Origin of the sequence: Streptomyces sp. NPDC005808 (genome assembly GCF_042871385.1) — a bacterium.
In the GTDB taxonomy this organism is placed as follows: domain Bacteria; phylum Actinomycetota; class Actinomycetes; order Streptomycetales; family Streptomycetaceae; genus Streptomyces.
Map to the genome: position 1 here is coordinate 160,348 of NZ_JBIAIK010000004.1, position 16,619 is coordinate 176,966.

Annotated in this window: 15 protein-coding genes and 1 pseudogene; 8 read left to right on the forward strand and 8 right to left on the reverse strand. The window is 66.0% G+C overall.

The genetic code is table 11. From position 1 onward, the window contains the following. Nucleotides 1–205: 205 nt before the first annotated feature. The 5 genes and pseudogenes from ACFYPC_RS11025 to ACFYPC_RS11045 all read right to left on the reverse strand — a co-directional run bounded on the left by ACFYPC_RS11025 (nucleotide 206) and on the right by ACFYPC_RS11045 (nucleotide 4,108). Entirely contained in the window at nucleotides 206–781 is a 576-nt protein-coding gene (locus ACFYPC_RS11025; RefSeq protein WP_388673664.1) for an Rv3654c family TadE-like protein, read from the reverse strand. After that, complete coding sequence (locus ACFYPC_RS11030; protein WP_388673666.1) at nucleotides 778–1,224, reverse strand: TadE family type IV pilus minor pilin; 447 nt, start codon at nucleotides 1,222–1,224, stop codon at nucleotides 778–780. The genes ACFYPC_RS11025 and ACFYPC_RS11030 overlap by 4 nt, the downstream gene beginning before the upstream one ends. After that, a pseudogene (locus tag ACFYPC_RS11035) lies at nucleotides 1,211–1,318 on the reverse strand (DUF4244 domain-containing protein); the annotation flags it as partial. The gene ACFYPC_RS11030 and the pseudogene ACFYPC_RS11035, both read right to left, overlap by 14 nt. 241 nt (nucleotides 1,319–1,559) lie before the next feature. Next, nucleotides 1,560–2,015 carry a hypothetical protein gene (locus ACFYPC_RS11040; RefSeq protein WP_388673668.1) on the reverse strand — a complete coding sequence of 152 codons (456 nt, stop codon included), beginning with the start codon at nucleotides 2,013–2,015 and terminating at the stop codon, nucleotides 1,560–1,562. Next, a complete protein-coding gene (locus ACFYPC_RS11045; protein ID WP_388673670.1) occupies nucleotides 2,012–4,108 on the reverse strand; it encodes a hypothetical protein in 2,097 nt (698 codons plus the stop codon). The genes ACFYPC_RS11040 and ACFYPC_RS11045 overlap by 4 nt, the downstream gene beginning before the upstream one ends. A 760-nt stretch (nucleotides 4,109–4,868) precedes the next feature. Here ACFYPC_RS11045 and ACFYPC_RS11050 point away from each other — a divergent pair. Genes ACFYPC_RS11050 through ACFYPC_RS11060 form a run of 3 tightly spaced genes read left to right on the forward strand, consistent with a single transcriptional unit; the run spans nucleotide 4,869 to nucleotide 8,183 of the window. Next, nucleotides 4,869–5,894, forward strand: coding sequence for an ABC-three component system protein (locus ACFYPC_RS11050; RefSeq protein WP_388673672.1), 1,026 nt, complete (start codon nucleotides 4,869–4,871; stop codon nucleotides 5,892–5,894). Further along, complete coding sequence (locus ACFYPC_RS11055) at nucleotides 5,891–6,358, forward strand: ABC-three component system middle component 2 (protein WP_388673674.1); 468 nt, start codon at nucleotides 5,891–5,893, stop codon at nucleotides 6,356–6,358. Before ACFYPC_RS11050 ends, ACFYPC_RS11055 begins: the two co-directional genes overlap by 4 nt. Next, entirely contained in the window at nucleotides 6,351–8,183 is a 1,833-nt protein-coding gene (locus ACFYPC_RS11060; protein ID WP_388673676.1) for a hypothetical protein, read from the forward strand. The genes ACFYPC_RS11055 and ACFYPC_RS11060 overlap by 8 nt, the downstream gene beginning before the upstream one ends. Nucleotides 8,184–8,487: 304 nt before the next feature. Here the strand turns inward: ACFYPC_RS11060 and ACFYPC_RS11065 are convergent, their stop codons facing one another. Next, complete coding sequence (locus tag ACFYPC_RS11065; RefSeq protein WP_388674317.1) at nucleotides 8,488–8,802, reverse strand: transposase; 315 nt, start codon at nucleotides 8,800–8,802, stop codon at nucleotides 8,488–8,490. A 181-nt stretch (nucleotides 8,803–8,983) separates the two neighbouring features. On the opposite strand from ACFYPC_RS11065, the gene ACFYPC_RS11070 reads away from it, so the two are divergent. Both ACFYPC_RS11070 and ACFYPC_RS11075 read left to right on the forward strand, forming a co-directional pair. Then, nucleotides 8,984–9,193 carry a helix-turn-helix domain-containing protein gene (locus ACFYPC_RS11070; protein WP_388673678.1) on the forward strand — a complete coding sequence of 70 codons (210 nt, stop codon included), beginning with the start codon at nucleotides 8,984–8,986 and terminating at the stop codon, nucleotides 9,191–9,193. 226 nt (nucleotides 9,194–9,419) lie between these two features. Next, on the forward strand, nucleotides 9,420–10,346 hold the full coding sequence (locus tag ACFYPC_RS11075; protein WP_388673680.1) for a hypothetical protein: 927 nt from the start codon (nucleotides 9,420–9,422) through the stop codon (nucleotides 10,344–10,346). Between the two features lie 265 nt (nucleotides 10,347–10,611). On the opposite strand, the gene ACFYPC_RS11080 is transcribed toward ACFYPC_RS11075, so the two are convergent. Together ACFYPC_RS11080 and ACFYPC_RS11085 are read right to left on the reverse strand one after the other, a co-directional pair. Continuing rightward, nucleotides 10,612–13,131: a DEAD/DEAH box helicase gene (locus ACFYPC_RS11080; protein WP_388673682.1), complete on the reverse strand. Its 2,520-nt coding sequence runs from the start codon at nucleotides 13,129–13,131 to the stop codon at nucleotides 10,612–10,614. A gap of 326 nt (nucleotides 13,132–13,457) precedes the next feature. Then, nucleotides 13,458–14,426: a DUF5677 domain-containing protein gene (locus tag ACFYPC_RS11085; RefSeq protein WP_388673684.1), complete on the reverse strand. Its 969-nt coding sequence runs from the start codon at nucleotides 14,424–14,426 to the stop codon at nucleotides 13,458–13,460. A gap of 136 nt (nucleotides 14,427–14,562) precedes the next feature. On the opposite strand from ACFYPC_RS11085, the gene ACFYPC_RS11090 reads away from it, so the two are divergent. From ACFYPC_RS11090 to ACFYPC_RS11100, 3 genes are all read left to right on the forward strand, one after another. Beyond that, nucleotides 14,563–14,736 (forward strand): hypothetical protein, encoded by a 174-nt coding sequence (locus ACFYPC_RS11090; protein ID WP_388673686.1) that lies wholly within the window; start codon nucleotides 14,563–14,565, stop codon nucleotides 14,734–14,736. 162 nt (nucleotides 14,737–14,898) lie between these two features. Next, entirely contained in the window at nucleotides 14,899–15,492 is a 594-nt protein-coding gene (locus tag ACFYPC_RS11095) for a hypothetical protein (RefSeq protein ID WP_388673688.1), read from the forward strand. 358 nt (nucleotides 15,493–15,850) lie between these two features. Continuing rightward, nucleotides 15,851–15,991 carry a hypothetical protein gene (locus tag ACFYPC_RS11100; protein ID WP_388673690.1) on the forward strand — a complete coding sequence of 47 codons (141 nt, stop codon included), beginning with the start codon at nucleotides 15,851–15,853 and terminating at the stop codon, nucleotides 15,989–15,991. Nucleotides 15,992–16,619: the final 628 nt, after the last annotated feature.

Genomic DNA, 16,619 nt, shown 5'->3' on the forward strand with positions numbered 1-16,619 from the left:
GAAACCACGAGACCGCGAGACCGCGAGGCACGTTGCACGATGTCGTGCCGCTTGTAGAACTCCTCGTTGGGGCGGGGTGGCCGTCCAACCCTGCCCTGCCCGGCCCGGCCCCGCCCCGCCCCGTCCCGAGGCGGACAACAGCAACCGGGCGAACTCCCCCGCCGTGTCGGACAGTTCATGGCGAAATACCAGTCGGCCGTGTCCACTAGTCGGGTTCCGCCTTCGGCGCGAGGACCTGGTCACCGGGGCCACCGGGGCCACCGACGACGCCGAGTCCGCCCTGCGGAGGCCCAGCGGTCTCCTCCGGCTGCGGAGGTCCCACCGGCCCCGCAGGCCCCGCCCTCGACCTCACCTCCGCCGCGAACGGCCCCTGGCCCGAGGCCGCCGTGACGTCCGAGATCTCGCCGCCGAGTACGCATCGGACGAGGCGTGCGTGCTGGGCGCGTGCCACTCGGTCCGCCTTGCCGCAGGCGACCGTCGGACCGTCCATCCAGTGGTCCGCCGCCGCGAGCGCCGCCAAGTCGGCTGCTCCCGCCGCCCGGTGACGGACCAGGACGACCTGCCCCATGGCCAGGACCACCCCGAACACCGCGCACAGCACGGCGATCACCCCGACCGACCAGACGGTCGCCGCCCCTCTGTCCGACCCAGCCGGTATGCCGGACCTGCGCGACGCCGTCAACCTGTCTGCCGTGCCCGACGGGTGGACCCACCTGACGCACCCGCCCCGCCGCCTCTTCCCGAGGCGCTCCAAGGCCGCGGGGCAGCCACCTCCCGTCATTCCCCGCTCACCCCCACCGTCTCCTCCGCCAAAGCCACTGCCTCATCGCTCAGCTCCAGGGTCAACGCGTCCGGGCCCGGAGCACTCGCCGTGACCGTCACCCGGACAAGGTCGCCCTCCCGGCTCACCTCGACCCGCGCGCCACGCGGTGCCGCGCGGCGCGTCGTCGTCAGGACCGCGTCGGGCGAGTCCTGACGGGCCGCCGCGCGGGCGCCTGCCCTCGCCGCGTCCTGGCACTGGATCTGCGCGGAGGCTGCCAGCAGGGCCCACACCAGCGACATCGCGACGAGCACCAACGCGGGCAGCACCACGGCCGCCTCAGCGGTCACAAATCCCCGGTCCTGGCAGCGGAGCGAGCCGCGGACCGCCCTTCCGGCCCGAGCCGACCCCCTCACCACCGACGCGATCCGCCGCGCCCTTCTCCGCCCTTCACATCTGGACATTGAGCGCCCGTTCCACGATCCCCTGCAGCTCCGCACTGACCTGCCCACTCGTCAGCACCTTGTAGAGCGCGGCCGCGAAGGCGACCGCCGCAAGTTTTATCTAGTGTTGTCAAGCGACTCTGCAGTACAGAGCTGTAGAGCTCAGTAAGGCAAGTTAGGCAAGTGGTGAGCCAAGCTCGTCACAGGTGCGCTTCAAGATGCCCTGCAGGCAGCGCGTGTCCCCACCCCGGAGGTTGCGGCCGGGTGGTCGCGTACGCCGTCCGATGCCGCCCTTGGACGGCGAGGGCGGGCGTGGGTCCGGGAGCGCAGCGATCCCGGACCCACGCTCTACGCGGTCACACCACAGGTTGACGGCCGACGAGCAACTGCCAGTGGGTGGACGACGGCCAGGTGCGGTGCGGCATCCGGGTACGCAGATCCAGCGCGTCGGCAGCCCAGCCTTCGGCGGCCTCCAGAGCGGGTCGGGAGATCTGGTCGTAGGCGGAGGCGACCCAGACCCGGTGGAAGACGGCGCGCTTCCAGGGCTCGCCCAGATGCGTCCTGATCCGCCCGGTCACCCCCTGGTCGCCGGCCGCCATCCCGAGCCAGACGATGCGTCCTTGGGCGTCAGCGACGAGGTAGAGACCCGGACAGAAGGCCTCGACAGTGTCGACCAGTGACCAGTACGGGGCGCTGCTGCTGTAGCCGCTCAGGGCGCGAGCGAGAAGCGGGACGTGCACTGGCCGCAGGACCGGGCCTGGCGGCGGTGCGGCGTCCTGCGCCAGACGCGCCCCCGGCAGGAGGCCGCTCACTCGGACTCCTCCGCCGCGAAGGCGAAGTCGGTGATGTCACCGCTCGTGGCAGTGGTGTCGGCCGGCCGGTACCGCAGCTTCCTCAGGTACTCGCGGGCGTCGTCCAATTGGGACTTCACCGTGTCGAGCTCGTCCTCCCAGGACTGCCGCTCGTCGGCGGTCAGATCCCTGCCCGGTCCCACGAGGGAGTGCATCTCCTTGAAGTGCATGGAGAGGGCCGTCATGGACTTCTTCGCGGCCGTGACCCTGCCGAGGGTGTCCTTGACCTTGTCCGTCCACTGCTCGCTGTCGGAGAGCCTGGACGCGGTGCTCGCTCCGCCGCTCGAATCGGAGTTGGTGGTCTCCACCGGCCAGTGCTTGGTGAACCACGCCGAGTCGGCCGGCTTGGCCGCGTCGTCGGTGTCCCTGCTGACCACCTTGCGCAGCCGGCCCGGCGCCGTGCCCGCCTGGGGCGTGATCTCGCGGCCAGCGCGCAGTTGCATCACCTCGGCGAAGGCGTCGATGGCCTCGACGAACAGCCTGATCCCCTCGTCGGTGACGCGGGCCGCGGCGAGCTTGGTGGGTACCGTCCGGCGGTCGCCGGTGGAACCGTAGGAGCCGAGCAGCACCTTGCCGTTGACGAGGCCCGGTACCGCGATGTGCGCCAGCTCGGTGCGGGCCGCGTCGCGGCTCTCGCTCGGCTCGACCGCCGTCGCCGCGGCGATCAGCTCGGCGGCGGACAGCCCTGTGGTGGCGATGCCGTTGCGTACCGTGCCGTGATGGGGGGTGTCCATGGCGGCGGCCGGGAGGTCCACCCCGCCGACGGCAGCTGTGAGCAGTGCGCTGCGGATCTCGCCGCGGGTCTGGGCGTGCTTGGTCTGCAGGCGGGCCGGTGACGGCTCGACGAGGACCTTGGTTGTCCGGCGCAGGCTGGGAATGTCGCTGGGGAAGACCACCCGGTCCGCCAGCCGGACGAGGTTCAGCACGGCCTCGCGCGGGTCGTCGTGCAGGTCTGCGGCCGGGCGGGTCCCGGTGAGGACCGCGTGCTCCAACTCCGTGATCGCGTCGTCCGCGAACGCGTGGTCGACCAGCGTCCGGCCGGACGCCATGGCCTGGTTGGGGCCGGAGAAGTCGAGCGGGCCGCGCAGGTGGGTGCGTAGGTTGGTGGACGCGAGCGCGGCGTCGAAGTCCGGGCGATTGCCGGTGGCCGGCACGTAGCCGATGACGAAGACGGCGCCGGTGGTCGCCACCGGCAACGCGGAGGCCGCCAGCTCCGCCCACGCGCGCGCCTCCTTGGCCTTCTCCGGGTCGTCCGCCGGGATCTCGATATCCTGGGGGTCGACTCCGTCGTACCTGTTGAGCTGCGCGGTGTAGCGGTCCCGCCAGTCGGCCGGGTTGCGCCAGCGCTGGCCTTCGGCTCCGCCGAGGACCTTCTGCGGCAGGCCGAGCAGTCCGACGGCGGGCTGGAGTCCGAGCAGGCTGTGCCGGTGGAGGGTGCGGTTCGTCCCGGCCGTCGAGACGGTGACGTACCAGACCTGGTCCCCGAAGCGGTAGCGCACGATGTGGTAGGTCGCCGGCTCGGTCTGGCCCGAGACCGCGAGGTCCGCCTTCAAGTCGTACTTGCGGGCCTTCTCCGCCGCGCTGAGCCGGCCCTCGATGAAGGTCAGGTGGTCCAGCAGCGCTTCCTCGGAGGCGAACTCGACCTCCAGAAGTGCCAGTTGCCCGCCGTCCGGGGATGCGGCCGGGGTCACGCGCGGGGTGGTGACGGCGGCGTTCTGGGCGACGTCGTAGGCGAAGCGGATGTTGAACTGGTTGATCGCACTGGCGATGCCGGGCTGTTGGACCCTCATCTGGTAGAGGGTGCCGTGCTCGGTGACCACCGGGTGCACGGCGGCTTCCTTGAAGCCGTGGACGACCACGCCGGTGGTCTTGTTCCCGCTCGACGCGATCAGCGGCTTGAGATTGACGGCATCGGTGGCCATACGCTCCAGTGCGCCTCGGTCGAGAGTGCATCGGGGATCGGCCAGGCCGGCCTCGACGAACTGTGCCCGGTACTCGGGATCGTCGAGATAGGGGAAGCGCCCGACAGGGCGCTTGGGACGACGCGGTGACATACCGCACCTCTGCTTTCGCACGCGAGGAAGGGGCTTGCGCCGCATTCCCTGAACGGATCGGGACGCGGAGTGGGTCCGCCTCCTGCGGGTGCAGAGGTGTGTGCCGCCGCCGTACCGCCTCCCCGCCGCTGCGGGGCACTGGGCCGTTGCGACCACCTTGGACAGATCACCATCACCCGGCCACCGCTGAATCCTCACGGGAATCGCGGTACTGGCCACCCCGAACCGGGATCGGTCCACTGAGGTTGGTGCGGGTCACCGACATCGGTGCGCTCCATCACCCAGAGTACTTGCCGGAACCGACAGTTGTCGGCCCGTCAGACACAGCGCCCCGAGCGGGGTCCGCTTTCGTGGTGCCCGCGTCGCTCGCCCCAGAGCCGGTCGGCATGTCACTACGCTTTCGGGGTGGGCGCTGACGCGCCTCCTGGCCTCGGCCCGGGCGGGACTTCGACACGATGTGCGACGACGAGATCCTGCGAGCGGGTGTGGCACTGGCCGACGCCGTCCGCGTTCCGGTACTCCGCACAACTCGGTACAGGCCCGAGTCCCTATCGAACCCGGAACGGTTCACACTGGCACCTGACTCCTATTCGCTCGGTTGTGGTCTTTTCGTGAACGACCTGCCAGTGATACCTCTAGTGGGTCCATCGCGGAAAATGGCGGCGGCATTCAGGGGGAGATGTTGGATCCGAGTCAGGAACCGCGGAAGGCAGACGGCCGGGCAGACGCCCCGCCGCTGATCCTCAACTATCCAACGTCCATGCAGTTTCCGGCCATGCCGTCGCCTGAAAAGCTGGTCTTCACCTACGATCCCGACGAGTTCGAGAAGTTCGTCGAGGAGTGGGTGCCCTCGCTGAACAGCCTGTATGTACGGGTGGAGCACCAAGGAGGCGCTGGCGATCACGGCATCGACGTGGCCGGATTCCTCACCCGCCAGGGCCTGGAAGGTCCTTGGCACAACTACCAGTGCAAGCGCTACAAGGGAACACTGGCCTGGAGCACCGCCGCGGGTGAGATCCGGAAGATGTTCGCGGGCGTGGTCACCGGTCAGTTCATCGTGCCGGAGCAGTACACCTTCGTCGCCCCGTCCATCGGCCCCAGCCTGCAACAGGCCCTGCAACGCCCGCTCCGTACCCGCAAGGACTTCGTGGAGTCGCTGCGCGAGACCACAGACAAGGTCATCACGGACCTGGGCCCCCGATTGAGGCGCGAGGCCGAGGAGTTGGCGGCGGACACGTCGTTCGAGATCTTTCAGACCGTCAACATGAAGAAGATGCTCGAACAGCACAAGACGACTGACTTCTGGGTGAAGCGATTCCCGCCGGAGTCCCCGCCCCGCCCGGCTGTCAAGGAACCGCCCGAGAAGCCGGAGCCGCGCGAGGCCCGCTACGTGCAGCAGCTCGTCCAGGTCTACGCCGAGCGCTGGCCCAGCAATGCCAGCACCGTTAACCAGATTGCGCAGCACCCCACGGCTGGTCCGCACCTGCGCCATCAGCGCGAAGCGTTCTTCAGCGCCGAATCTCTCCGTCGCTTCGGGGAGGAGGCCTACCCCGAAGGTCATTTCGAGGCCATCGTCAAGGACATATACGACGCCGTGGTCGACGTGGCAAGGGATGACCACCCCACAGGGTGGAAGCGCCTGCAGGCTGTCACCTCCCAGGCGATCAGTGCCGGGCTGACGCAGACGATTTTCGCCCAGCACGTGAGAACTCTGGACCGTACCGGGGTATGCCATCACCTGGCGAACGAGAACGAGCTCACGTGGTGCGAGGGAGAAGGGACATGAAACCGCTGAACAGCCCGCTGGAGATCGGCGTGCGGGCACTGGTGCTGCTCTCGGAAAGCCATCCCGATGCTCTGGACCTGGCCCAACTCGCGCTCCTGGACCATGCTGTGCTGCACAGCGCCGAATTCGACGGACCGCCCAGCCTGCACCCGGACCTGCCCGCCCGCTCCGGAGAGTTCGGCCTGAAGCGCACCGTCCTCGAACAGGCGCTTCTGGTGCTCATCCGCGCCGGCCTGGCCGAACTCGAAGCGGACGGGACCGGCCTGGTCTACCGGGCCACGGAACGCGGCCCGGCCTTCGTGGACGTTCTCGAAGCCCCCTACCTCCTGCGGCTCCGCGAGCGCGCCGAGTGGGCTGTCCACCACTGGGCCCCGGACACCGACGTACGCGCCACCACCCAGTCCCTGATGACGGCTCCCCCCACCCCCATGACCCGCCGCCCGTTCGAGGACCATCGTGGGTAGTCTCCAGCTGGTCCACCTCACCTACGCCGGCTCGGACAAGCCATCAGCGCAAATCGTCTTCGGCCCCGAGCTGACCACCATCTACGGCGCATCCGACACCGGAAAAACCTTCATCGTCAGGTCGGTCGAGTACATGCTCGGCGGCGCCCAGTTGGAGATGGTCCCGGAGGCCGACGGGTACACCCAGATACTGCTCGGGCTGCTACTGCCCGACGGCAGTCCGCTGACGCTCGTCCGTCGCCCCGGCACCAACTCCACGCATCTGCACTATGAGGACCTCCGTGACCGGGTTCACCGCCCGGCGGATGTCATCGTGAACTCGGTGCACAACGTCCGCAGCAGGAACAGCCTCTCGGTCCACCTGATGCGCGCCATGGGTCTGGACGAGGTTCTCATCCGCAAGAACGAAGCCGGTGGCACCCGTTCCCTGGCGCTGACCGATCTGGTGCACCTGTCCGTCGTTACGGAGGACCGCATGATCGCCATGCCCTCCCCGGTGCTGCGCACCGGCACCGCCAGCACCCGCACCGCAGAGATGTCGGTCATGCGGTTCCTCCTGACCGGGGAGGGAGACCCTGCCGTCGACACCGGGCCCAACGCGGGACAGCGGCGTGTGAACAGGGGACAGATCAACCTCTTGGACCAGCTCGTGATCGACTTATGGGCGAAGCTTGAGTCGGACGAGCCTGAGCGTGACCTCAAGGACCGCCTGGCGCGGGTCAAAACCGCGATCGACGCGCAGAACACTGCCCTGCGCACGGCCGACGCGGGTCACCGCGAAGCAGTACGCGAGCGCATGGCGCACGCCCGCCGACTTGCTGTGCTCGACGAACGGCTGGCCGAGGTCAGCGATCTGCTGGGACGGTTCAGCCTGCTGGAAGACCAGTACCGCTCCGATCTGGAGCGTTTGGTCATGGTCAACGAGGCTGGCAGCATCCTCGGCTACTTCCGCGTCGGAACCTGCGTCTTTTGCGGAGCGGATCCCGAGCACCAGCACCCCGGCCACAGCCAGCAGGAAGCCACTCAGCTCCACACTGCGGTACAGGCAGAAGCCGTGAAAACGACAGCCCTGCTCAACGACCTTCTGCCGACCATCGCCGACCTCGCCCGCGAACAGGAAGAAAGCACCCGGACCTGGCAGACCGTCAAGAGCGACCTGGAGGCGCTGGACGAAGTCATCGCCGAAGCCGAGGGCCAGCTCGCACCGCTCCGGGAAGGCCTTCAAGAGCTGCTGGACGCACGATCTGCAGTCGAGCGGGGGCTGGAACTGCATGCGCGGATCGCGGAACTTGAGGACAAGCGCTCTCGCCTTGACGGGGAAGGAGCGGTACCCGCTGCCCGGCCTGCGGAATACATCGCCGCCCGTGTCGTCAACGACTTCGACTCGGTTCTCCAACGCACCCTAGGCAGTTGGGAAGTACCGGCAGTCGACAACTCCGGGTACGACCAGTACAACGCCGAGATCCGAGCCGGGGGCCGCCCGCGCGCTGGTCGCGGCAAGGGCGTGCGGTCCGTACTTCACTCGGCCTTCACCACCGCCCTGGCCCGCTTCTGCATCGACCGAGATCTCCCCCATCTCGGCTTCGTCATCCTGGACTCCCCCGTGGTCACCTACCGCCAGCCGGTGAAGAACACCCCACAGGACCCCGACCTACCCGACGTACGCATCACATCCACCGTCGTGGACCGCTTCTACGAAGACATGCTCGCCTTCCCCGGCCAGGCTGTGATCATCGAGAACGGCGATCCGCCCCTCGGTGTCCTCTCCGAGGCCACCACCTACCATTTCACCGCCGCCGACGGTCGCCCTGGCTTCCTCCCGTGAACCCTGTCGATTCGATGTTCTACATTGCCTGCTCTGCAGCAACGAAGCCTCTTTTCCCCTAATCGAACTCAAACTCTGCGTGTGCGAGCGAATTAAGCACTGGGTCGCATGCGAGTTGGCTAGCCTTTCATGATTGGCCTCACTTGGGAGATGGGCCGGCGGTCACCCGGAAGGCGGTGGCGATAATTTTCCGTGGTTGTCGTGTATCTTTAGCGGCTCAGTTATTGCCTACTGGCGCATAAGACAAGTAGCCGACGGCGTAATTGGGGCCATGCGCAGCGTTGGGAGCCAGTGATACAGCCGCTTATTGTCTAGGTTCGAGATCCGCCGCGAACAGGACGGCAGCCGCCTTAAGAATTCCGTTCAGGCGACGCAGGTCAGCGTTCTCCTTCTCAAGCTGACGCACTCGGGAAGTGGCGCTCACGGCAGTTTCACCATTTCGACCAGCTTCTGCATCGGCTTTGTTAACCCAGTGCCGTAGTACCTCTGGGTGCACCCTCAGCAGTTCCCCCACCTGTCGCACGAGGCCGGAGCGTCCGGGACTGGTCGACCTCATCTCAATGACCATCCGAACTGCCCGCTCAATCAATTCTGGCGGGTACTTCCTCGGGGCCGGCATAGCGGCGTCCTCTCCAAGAAACCTGGCTTCGTCGACGGTCGCTTCCAGACTCAACAAGGCTGAAGCACAGCACTCCGTGCTGATTATGCACAGCTGTTCATGGCAGTCAAATGGGCACAGATGTCAAGTCGAGTTCGTGCCCCGCCTTGATCCGCCTGACCCTCAACTCCACACCTTCGGCATGCATGTGCGTCGGTTGCGTGAGGCTCGTGGGCTCACTCTTGAGGAGCTCGCCAGCAGAAGCGGTATGAGCTTCCGCGGAGTGGTCTACATCGAGCACGGGCGTCGCAACCCAAGCTTGACTACCTTGATCAAGCTTGCTCGTGGCTTGCAGACCGAGCCGTCCACGCTCCTGGCAGTCTTCGACGGTTCCGACTGGAGCGGTGACTGAACCGCTCCGGGTTTGATGGAGCTCTCTCCCCCAGCTGCCGGCGGCGGTTCTCACAGAGCTCTTGGGAATCAGCCCGGAACGGCCACCGCTTGGACCCAGCCCGGAGGCAACTGGGCTCGATGCGCCGCACAGCTCTACGACCGTCCCCGTCCTCCAGCTGAGCCGCACAGCGGACACTGGAGAAACTCCGAGCGCTTGACGGTCCAGCGGTCATATCGTTTCGGCCATGGATGCAGAGCAGTTGAAGGGTTCATCCCGCAGATGGATGAATGCCGCACTGGCGGCCTTTGTCGAGGGCCCCGAGAGCCACGACTTCGCCGTTCACCATGCTGGAGTCGCTACGGAGCACCTGCTCAAGGCATACCTTGCAGGGATTCATCCCGTTTTGATCGTCGACGGTCGGCACTTCGACTCGTTGCTCCATGCCACGGGCCTGGGCTCCCACGCAGGCCCACTGACCAAGGTCAAGACCATCGGTCTTGTTGACGCCTACCTGCGGGTGGCCAAGCTTCTTCCCGGGAAGATCCCGATCAGCAAAGAGGATCTCGAACCCCTGGCGGACGCCCGCAACGGAGTTGCCCACAGCGCGATACACGATTCGGCACAATCTGAAGCAGTGTTCACGGTCTGTCTGCGCTTGGTCGACCCGGTTCTCGAAGAACTGAAAGTTGATGCGAACAGCTACTGGGGCAGGTACTTGGCCCTGCACGACAAACTGGTCGAGAAGCAGGTGCGACAGGAACGCGTTGCGGCGGAAGCCCTGCTGGTCAAGGCCCGTTCGTTGTTCGAGCAGCGCTTCGGTCACATGTCACCCAAAGAGCGTGACGTGGTCCTGGCGGCAATCACCAGCAAGCCGATGATCACCATGGGCCGGGAAGCGCCAGTGGAGTGCCCGGCCTGCGGCTCTCAGGGGTGGATGGCTGGCGAGGTGGAGGCCATCCACGTCCACGCCGACGGCCAATTCACCGTCAACACGGAGGAGGTTTTCCTCCGCCCTCACGGGTTTCACTGCGCAGCGTGCGACCTCGAAGGGGGCACCAAGCTTCTCGTGCACTTGGGCGACCTGCCCTATGGCATCTTCTTGGATGCCGACCCTCGTGGCTACGTCGACGACGACCCGCCAGTGGCCGAAGGCATCCACGGAGGGCGTTGAGCCCAAACCCTCACTCGCAGGTTCCGTAAGCCGAAGTTATCAATATCCCAAGAAGGGGAACCTGAGACAAGGTCATCGGCACGTGAGGCCGAAGCAAACGTTGAAAATAAAGCTTACCGAGGGCATTTCGTGCAACGCGGCGCGGTGACGATAGCGAGTGCAACAGGTGTGGCGCTATCGCTGAATAGGGTGACCTGGAGAACTCGCTACTTGGGGCCGCCGACCATGGGTCGGCAGCCCCAATCATTTGATCGTTGAGATCGATTCAGACCTTGCGCGCCGGGGTGGCATAGGCGTTGAAAAGTTGATCCCCGTTCAGGCGGTTTGCCACGAGATGGGTTGCAACGGTGGCCTCGTCGTGCCACAGACCCAGTCCGTCGGCCAGGGCAACCGTGTACTTGGTCACGGCGGCTTTGAGGGCGTCGAGCTTGTCTGGCGTGATGACGACCATGCCTGGCTCCGGGGTACCCAGCGAGTCGCAAATATTGCTCGGGTGGAGCATGACCGGCAGAGGACTGGCTTCCGGATATTCCCTGCGATCCCATCGGACGCTGCCGCCGAGCTGGTTCAGATCGTGCTTCGAGATGGTGTCGGTGGTGCAGCCTGTCTTGAGTTCTGTGACGGCATGCCGAGTCGGACTGAGGATCCAGAGGTTGTCTGGCCCTTCACCACCGCTCTCCTTGTCGGGGCGGCTGCTGGCGAGCCCGAGGTGTCGTCCTAGCTGCTGCCATGCAGCTTCGGCCTGGTTTGTCCGCTCCTCGTCCCAGGCGACATCCTCCAGCATGGCCTTGACACCGAGGACGAGTTGGGTCGGATTGTCATATGTTGCGGTCAAGAACGCGACTGCTTCTCGGGCTTGAACCGCCCCGGCTTTCGCCTTGGCGGGGGCGATGCCAGCAGCTGGTCGCAGTACCGCGTGATTGAGTCCCGTGGCGTTCACGAGCACCTGCTGAGCCTGGTGCGAATCGGTGAAGTGGACGTATCCAGCCCGCTGCTCCATCAGCCATCCCCGCAAGGCTGCGTCATCGGTCTGGTTGATCACCTGTACAAAACGTTCAGCTGCCTTGCTGGTCTGGCCAACGACGGCCAGATCGAATGCCTGGCGACTCGCTACGGCCTCGGGGCGGATTCTCGTGTACTCGGCGTAGCGGACCGTGGCCGTGCGGCGCCGGCTCTCCTCAACCCAGGCCGGATCCCGGCTGAGGAAGAGGGAGAGAGCCTCCCGAATCGAGTTGATTCCCTCACCCTTGATCTGGAGAGCCAGTTCCTGGCTGAGCCCAAGCTGGGCCTGGGTCGCATTGGAGAACATCGACAGGCGGTGAGGCTCCGTTGTGGCTCGGGCGAGGTTGGCTCCGAGAAGGAGAACGGCACAGTGGTCGTCCCGATCACGTACTCCTCGGCCCATGCCCTGCTCGATCCTCTGGATCTCACGTGCTGTGACGGTCGGGCTGCCGGTCAGCGCATCCGCTTCGCGGCGGTCGGCTCCGCTCATCGGAGTGGGGACGCCATCGATGATCAGGAGGCGACAGGCGTCGCCGGGCAGGTCGACCCCGTCGTACTTGTTGATCAAGACCACGAGGCGACCGCGTGTGGACTTGAGAGTTTCTACTCCGGCTGCGAGGTCATTGACTTTGAGTACGGCGTCCGCGAATGGCTTCCACGGCTCCGCTGCCGGCCCACTAGGCACAATGACGACGACGTTGATCGGCTGTGAGTCGGGGGCGCCGTCACCGTTCCGGTCGCCGTTGGCGAATTGCCGGGCAAGCTGTCTGATGGCCACGGCGTCGAGGTTGCGGTTGAGTGCCAGCGGAGAAAGGATCAACCGGTCGCCGAGGTCCGCCGCGCTTCCTGGAGTGACGGGTTTGACCAGGAGTTCCGGGTCGGCATCGAGCGAGGTCACGAGCACACTGTCGTCTGCGAGAGTGGCAGTGAGGTAGACGCGGCGGCGGGCCTTCGCGAAGGACGGGATCATGTGGATGGGCGGGCACGGCGGACGGATCTCGAAGCCCTGACTGGTCGCGGTCGCGGCACACAGCGGGAGAACGTCCGCGATCAGGGGCCACGCGAACCGGAACTTATCGTTGCTTTCCCGGTGCGGGTGCAGCAACTCCATGACGTCCTGGGCCCGGTCTGCCCATGCCCAGAACGGGACACGGATGGTCGCCGTGTACTCCGCTGTACTGATGTCCGCCCATGCCTTCGCAGACTGTCGGCGTAGGTCGCCCTCGAACATATCCAGGAGCGGCTGATAGGCGGCGTGCCCGCGGGCGATGTTGAGCGTGAACTGAGCCTCGGCGGCCGCCAGCGCGGCGTGGGCATCGTCAACGATCACAGTGCCCAGATCCATGGGCTGGTGTGATCCGCCGATCACTCCGAAGCGGGACAGGCCGTTGATGAGGGTGTGGAAAGTGGTGATCAGGATTGCCCGCTCACCGCGGAACTCCATGTCGTCCGGGTCGCTGGCTGTCGCCAGTCCCAGCCGATGGGCCTCGGCTCGGGCCTGGGACGCCAGGTAATTGTCGGGCGTGAGATAGACGGCCTTGCCGATGCCCTCGTTCAAGGTGCTCTGCGCGATCAGCAGGCCGACGACCGTCTTGCCGCCCCCCGTGTTCTGCTTGATCACGATGTCATGATTGTCTCTGATATCGAACCATGATTCGAATACCTCGCCCTGCTCCTGACGAAGGTATGGGAAGGGGCGGTTCGGTAGTCCATTGAAGATGTCGCGTGGGCGGATGAGAGGTGCACGGTCGCCCTTGCCCAGCCTGCTCAGATCCAGAGGCATGTTCTTCGAGTCCCCTCTCCCGCCGGCCGCGGACGCTGCCGGTCTCGCGTCGTCATCATGCCGTTGCCGGTCACCTCGGTGCACGACGATGAGTGACGCTGCTGGCGCCAGCCGGTCTGGTGAGGGACGGCCTGTCCATCGGCTGGCGCTACAACGCCAAGTGTGAGTGACGCGCTCCCCTCGCCATCACTCGTTCAGCTCAACAAGGCGGTCAGGATCAAGGAAACGAGGACTAGGGCCGTTACTCAGCGTTACATACTGCTGGCCGTAGCTATACGAGACGAGAACAGGGCCGAGATCCGTTGGCATGCGACGGCGCTCGACGCTTAGTTTGTGCCGATCAGCGGCAGTCGCTTGGCCTTCTGGTGAGCGGCTCCTAGCGCCGTGTCCGTCCGCTTCCGTAGTTCCTCGACCACCTGAAGGTGTATCCAGACCTGCTCACCCAGCTGCGGCCTCCAGTGGAGGACGAGCGCCAGGGTGCAGTGGTACAGGCAGAGCAGGGCGAGGCTGGCCGGATCGGCGATCCCCTCGACGCTTGGGCCAGCCCTCAGCGCCGGTCCTCTGCGGGTGGCGACGGTGTTCAGCGCGATGCCTTGGGCTCCGGCGTGGGTTTCAGCGGAAGCCCATTCGAAGTAGGGGTGGAGGTGGGCGATTCCTGCGAGTTTGGCCAGATCCTGGGTGGACTTCTGCTTGTCGCCGGGTAGCAGATCCGCCCAGCCGAACTGCTTCCCGATGCTCCTGCCGAACTGCTGCTTGGCGGCCTCTGCGGCCTGCCGGGCCTCTTCCACTTCCTCTTCGGAGAAGGGGTGCTGGCCGAGCGCTTCGACGTGTTCCTGGTAGGTCTCCATTGCTTTGAAGGCGACGGTGTCGTGGTATGCGAGGTATCGGTCGACCAGGTCGTTCTGCTCAGGCTGGCGACCGTACTCGCCAAGGACGTATGCGACCACGGCGAGTTCGTAGAGGAGCCGGGCTGGTTTCAGCGCTCCGTGAGCATGGCCGACTTCCACCAGACAGTGCACTTCGTCGGCAGCCCGGCACGCGCGAGCGTGGATCTGTGTCAGTACCTGCGTGAGCGGATCGCGTGGCTGTGGCGCATGCCGGTTGATCGAGGCGCCCAGCTCGCGGGCATGGTCCAAGGTGAGGCAGTAGAGGTCGAGGCTGCGGCCCCAACTACGGCGGAGGCGGCCCCGGAACTGGCTGCGGCGATGGTTGATTTGGCCGAGGAGCCGCGGAGAGCGCCGGACGATGTGCGCGGCCAGCGCATTGGCCTGCTGCCAGAACGGTTCCTGGGTCATGGGCATATGAGAGTTCTGGTCTGGTCGCCTGTCAAACCGGGCTGCCCAACGGCCGTACGCCCCCGGGCCCTGTCCGAAAGCGAGTGGCCCGCGAAGTTACGAACCCGCCCGGGACACCACCCTCAACTGGCGCTTCGTGCGCAGGTTCCAGGCCAAGCACGTCCAGGAAACCGCGACCCCGCGCGCTTCCCGCGGCGACCGCGCCTTCCTCTACGCCGTCCGCAACTTCAAGGGCACCCCCGACCGGCTCTACCAGGACACCAAGATCAAGGCCCTCACGAAGACCTGGCTGGAGCGAAACCTGACCTGAACTGCGGCATTGTCGAGGCTGCGGGACGGGCCTTGAGCCCGGGGCAGCGCAGCCCGCCGCCATACTGCCCTGCGCAGCACGGCAGTATGGCGGCCATGGATGCAGGAATGGCGGCTGTCGCGGCCTCGGTGGTCACGGGCATTGTGTCGCTGGCGGCAATCGGTGGCGGAACACGCTCACTGGCTGCGGGACAGACGGGCCGCCTGCCTCCGCTTCCTCCAGCAGGCCACCAAGACCCTCCTGAAGCTCGACGAGGTCGAAACGAGGGTGGACGCCGTTCGGGCGGACAGGGATGCGAGCACCCGCGCACGCCACGACCTGCACGACAGCACCCGAGATGTGCTGTACGGCGGGACGGCCGAGGATATGGCCGCCCTAGACAACACTGTCGCGCACATCCGGCTGATGGTGCCGGCCCTCGTGACGGCCGCCACCGACCTCCAGAAGAGCGTCCAGACGTACGTCCAGGCGTTGTACGACTACATGACGCACAGGCTGGTGCCTGAGTCCGTGCCCCAGTACGAGCCCCTCGACATGGAGGCTTGGAACCACTCTAGGAACGAACTCAGCGACCAGCTCCAGGGCTTCACCGACGCGGCGAACGCCGTTCTTGCCGAACTTCCCCGGGCGGCCGTCCGCCAGCTTGACCTGTGGTCGCGGCGTCGGGCTCGGCAGGCGCCTCGCACCCGTGCCGGTGCCGTTGTTCTGCAACCGCGCGACCCAACTAGTCGTATTAATAAGGTCGTTCGGGCCTGACGGTTCACTTGGAACCTGACATTCCCGTGTGAGATAGGCGACTCCCCTGAGGGGAACTGGTACTCCGTTCCGGACGTACGGCCGGGGGGCGTTGCAGGTAAGAGTGCCGTGATCGTGCGAAGTTGAGGATGCATGCCCCGTGCAGCCGTCCGTCGCGGCGCGCAGCGCCTCGCTCACCATTCGGCGAGGGGAAGTTGACCGCCCCACGGATTCCGCACCGTGCGGGTACGCTGCTCTGCAATCAGTCACCCCTGGGGTCAGCGAACACTCGTGCCTCCCCGGGAGTCCACGAAGGATGTGGGCCCACCACCGGACCTACGAAATCCGTAGGTCCCACGGATGGGGGTGATAGATCCCAATGGCTGAGAAGAACGAGAAGCCTGAGGGGCACTGCCGCTGCTGCAGCAAGCGGATTCCGCCGCACCGACGGGCGGTCCGCTGGCTGGGGCCGGTGGCCTTCACGGTCTACAAGATCGTGCGGGACTACGGGCCGCTGTAACGCGAAGCGCCCCGACCTAACGGTCGGGGCCGCGCTGCAGGCGGAGTGCTGAGGGAGGGCCTCACCTAGATGCTGGCCGGCGTCGTCGGGTGGGGCCTTCCGCATATCCGAATGCGGTTACCGCCGCGTACGCAAGGTAAAGACCGCCAATGTGGCGACGATCACACTCGGGTGCAGCGATGCCCCCATCTTGCCTTGCGTTGTTGTGGTTGTGCATCGTGTAGCCACATGTTGATCTGCGCAGTTCGACCTTGCTTATCCGGTAACAGCCCAGGTTGGCGCCCCTTTTTCACCCTTTAAGTGACACACATCACACACCCGGGAGGGTGAGTGAATGCACACCCGAGCGGTTGCCTTTGGGCTGATTTGCCGGGTGTTCACCCAGTGAAGTTGGCAGAATCCGCTGCCCCGGAAATGCGCGGGGGCACTTTACTCGCGCCCACTGACAGTCGAGGGTCGCCAAGCCGTGGCCTCGTCCCGATGGGCGGTGTGCCCACCGACCGTACGCTGGGGCACTGACACCCTTCCCTGTCCGCGCAGTCGGTCACCCTTCGCGGAACGACGCGAAGGGTGACAGCATCCGGGGTCCCCTACGGGTGGGCTCGCCTATTCACCTGTCGCGAGAGCA

What these genes read in the sequence shown, in the direction of transcription:
- ACFYPC_RS11025 (WP_388673664.1), bottom strand. Translation starts at nt 781, where the DNA reads ATGACGGGAGGTGGCTGCCCCGCGGCCTTGGAGCGCCTCGGGAAGAGG.
- ACFYPC_RS11030 (WP_388673666.1), bottom strand. Translation starts at nt 1,224, where the DNA reads ATGTCCAGATGTGAAGGGCGGAGAAGGGCGCGGCGGATCGCGTCGGTG.
- ACFYPC_RS11045 (WP_388673670.1), bottom strand. Translation starts at nt 4,108, where the DNA reads ATGTCACCGCGTCGTCCCAAGCGCCCTGTCGGGCGCTTCCCCTATCTC.
- ACFYPC_RS11050 (WP_388673672.1), top strand. Translation starts at nt 4,869, where the DNA reads ATGCAGTTTCCGGCCATGCCGTCGCCTGAAAAGCTGGTCTTCACCTAC.
- ACFYPC_RS11055 (WP_388673674.1), top strand. Translation starts at nt 5,891, where the DNA reads ATGAAACCGCTGAACAGCCCGCTGGAGATCGGCGTGCGGGCACTGGTG.
- ACFYPC_RS11065 (WP_388674317.1), bottom strand. Translation starts at nt 8,802, where the DNA reads ATGCCGGCCCCGAGGAAGTACCCGCCAGAATTGATTGAGCGGGCAGTT.
- ACFYPC_RS11070 (WP_388673678.1), top strand. Translation starts at nt 8,984, where the DNA reads ATGCATGTGCGTCGGTTGCGTGAGGCTCGTGGGCTCACTCTTGAGGAG.
- ACFYPC_RS11075 (WP_388673680.1), top strand. Translation starts at nt 9,420, where the DNA reads ATGGATGCAGAGCAGTTGAAGGGTTCATCCCGCAGATGGATGAATGCC.
- ACFYPC_RS11080 (WP_388673682.1), bottom strand. Translation starts at nt 13,131, where the DNA reads ATGCCTCTGGATCTGAGCAGGCTGGGCAAGGGCGACCGTGCACCTCTC.
- ACFYPC_RS11085 (WP_388673684.1), bottom strand. Translation starts at nt 14,426, where the DNA reads ATGACCCAGGAACCGTTCTGGCAGCAGGCCAATGCGCTGGCCGCGCAC.
- ACFYPC_RS11100 (WP_388673690.1), top strand. Translation starts at nt 15,851, where the DNA reads ATGGCTGAGAAGAACGAGAAGCCTGAGGGGCACTGCCGCTGCTGCAGC.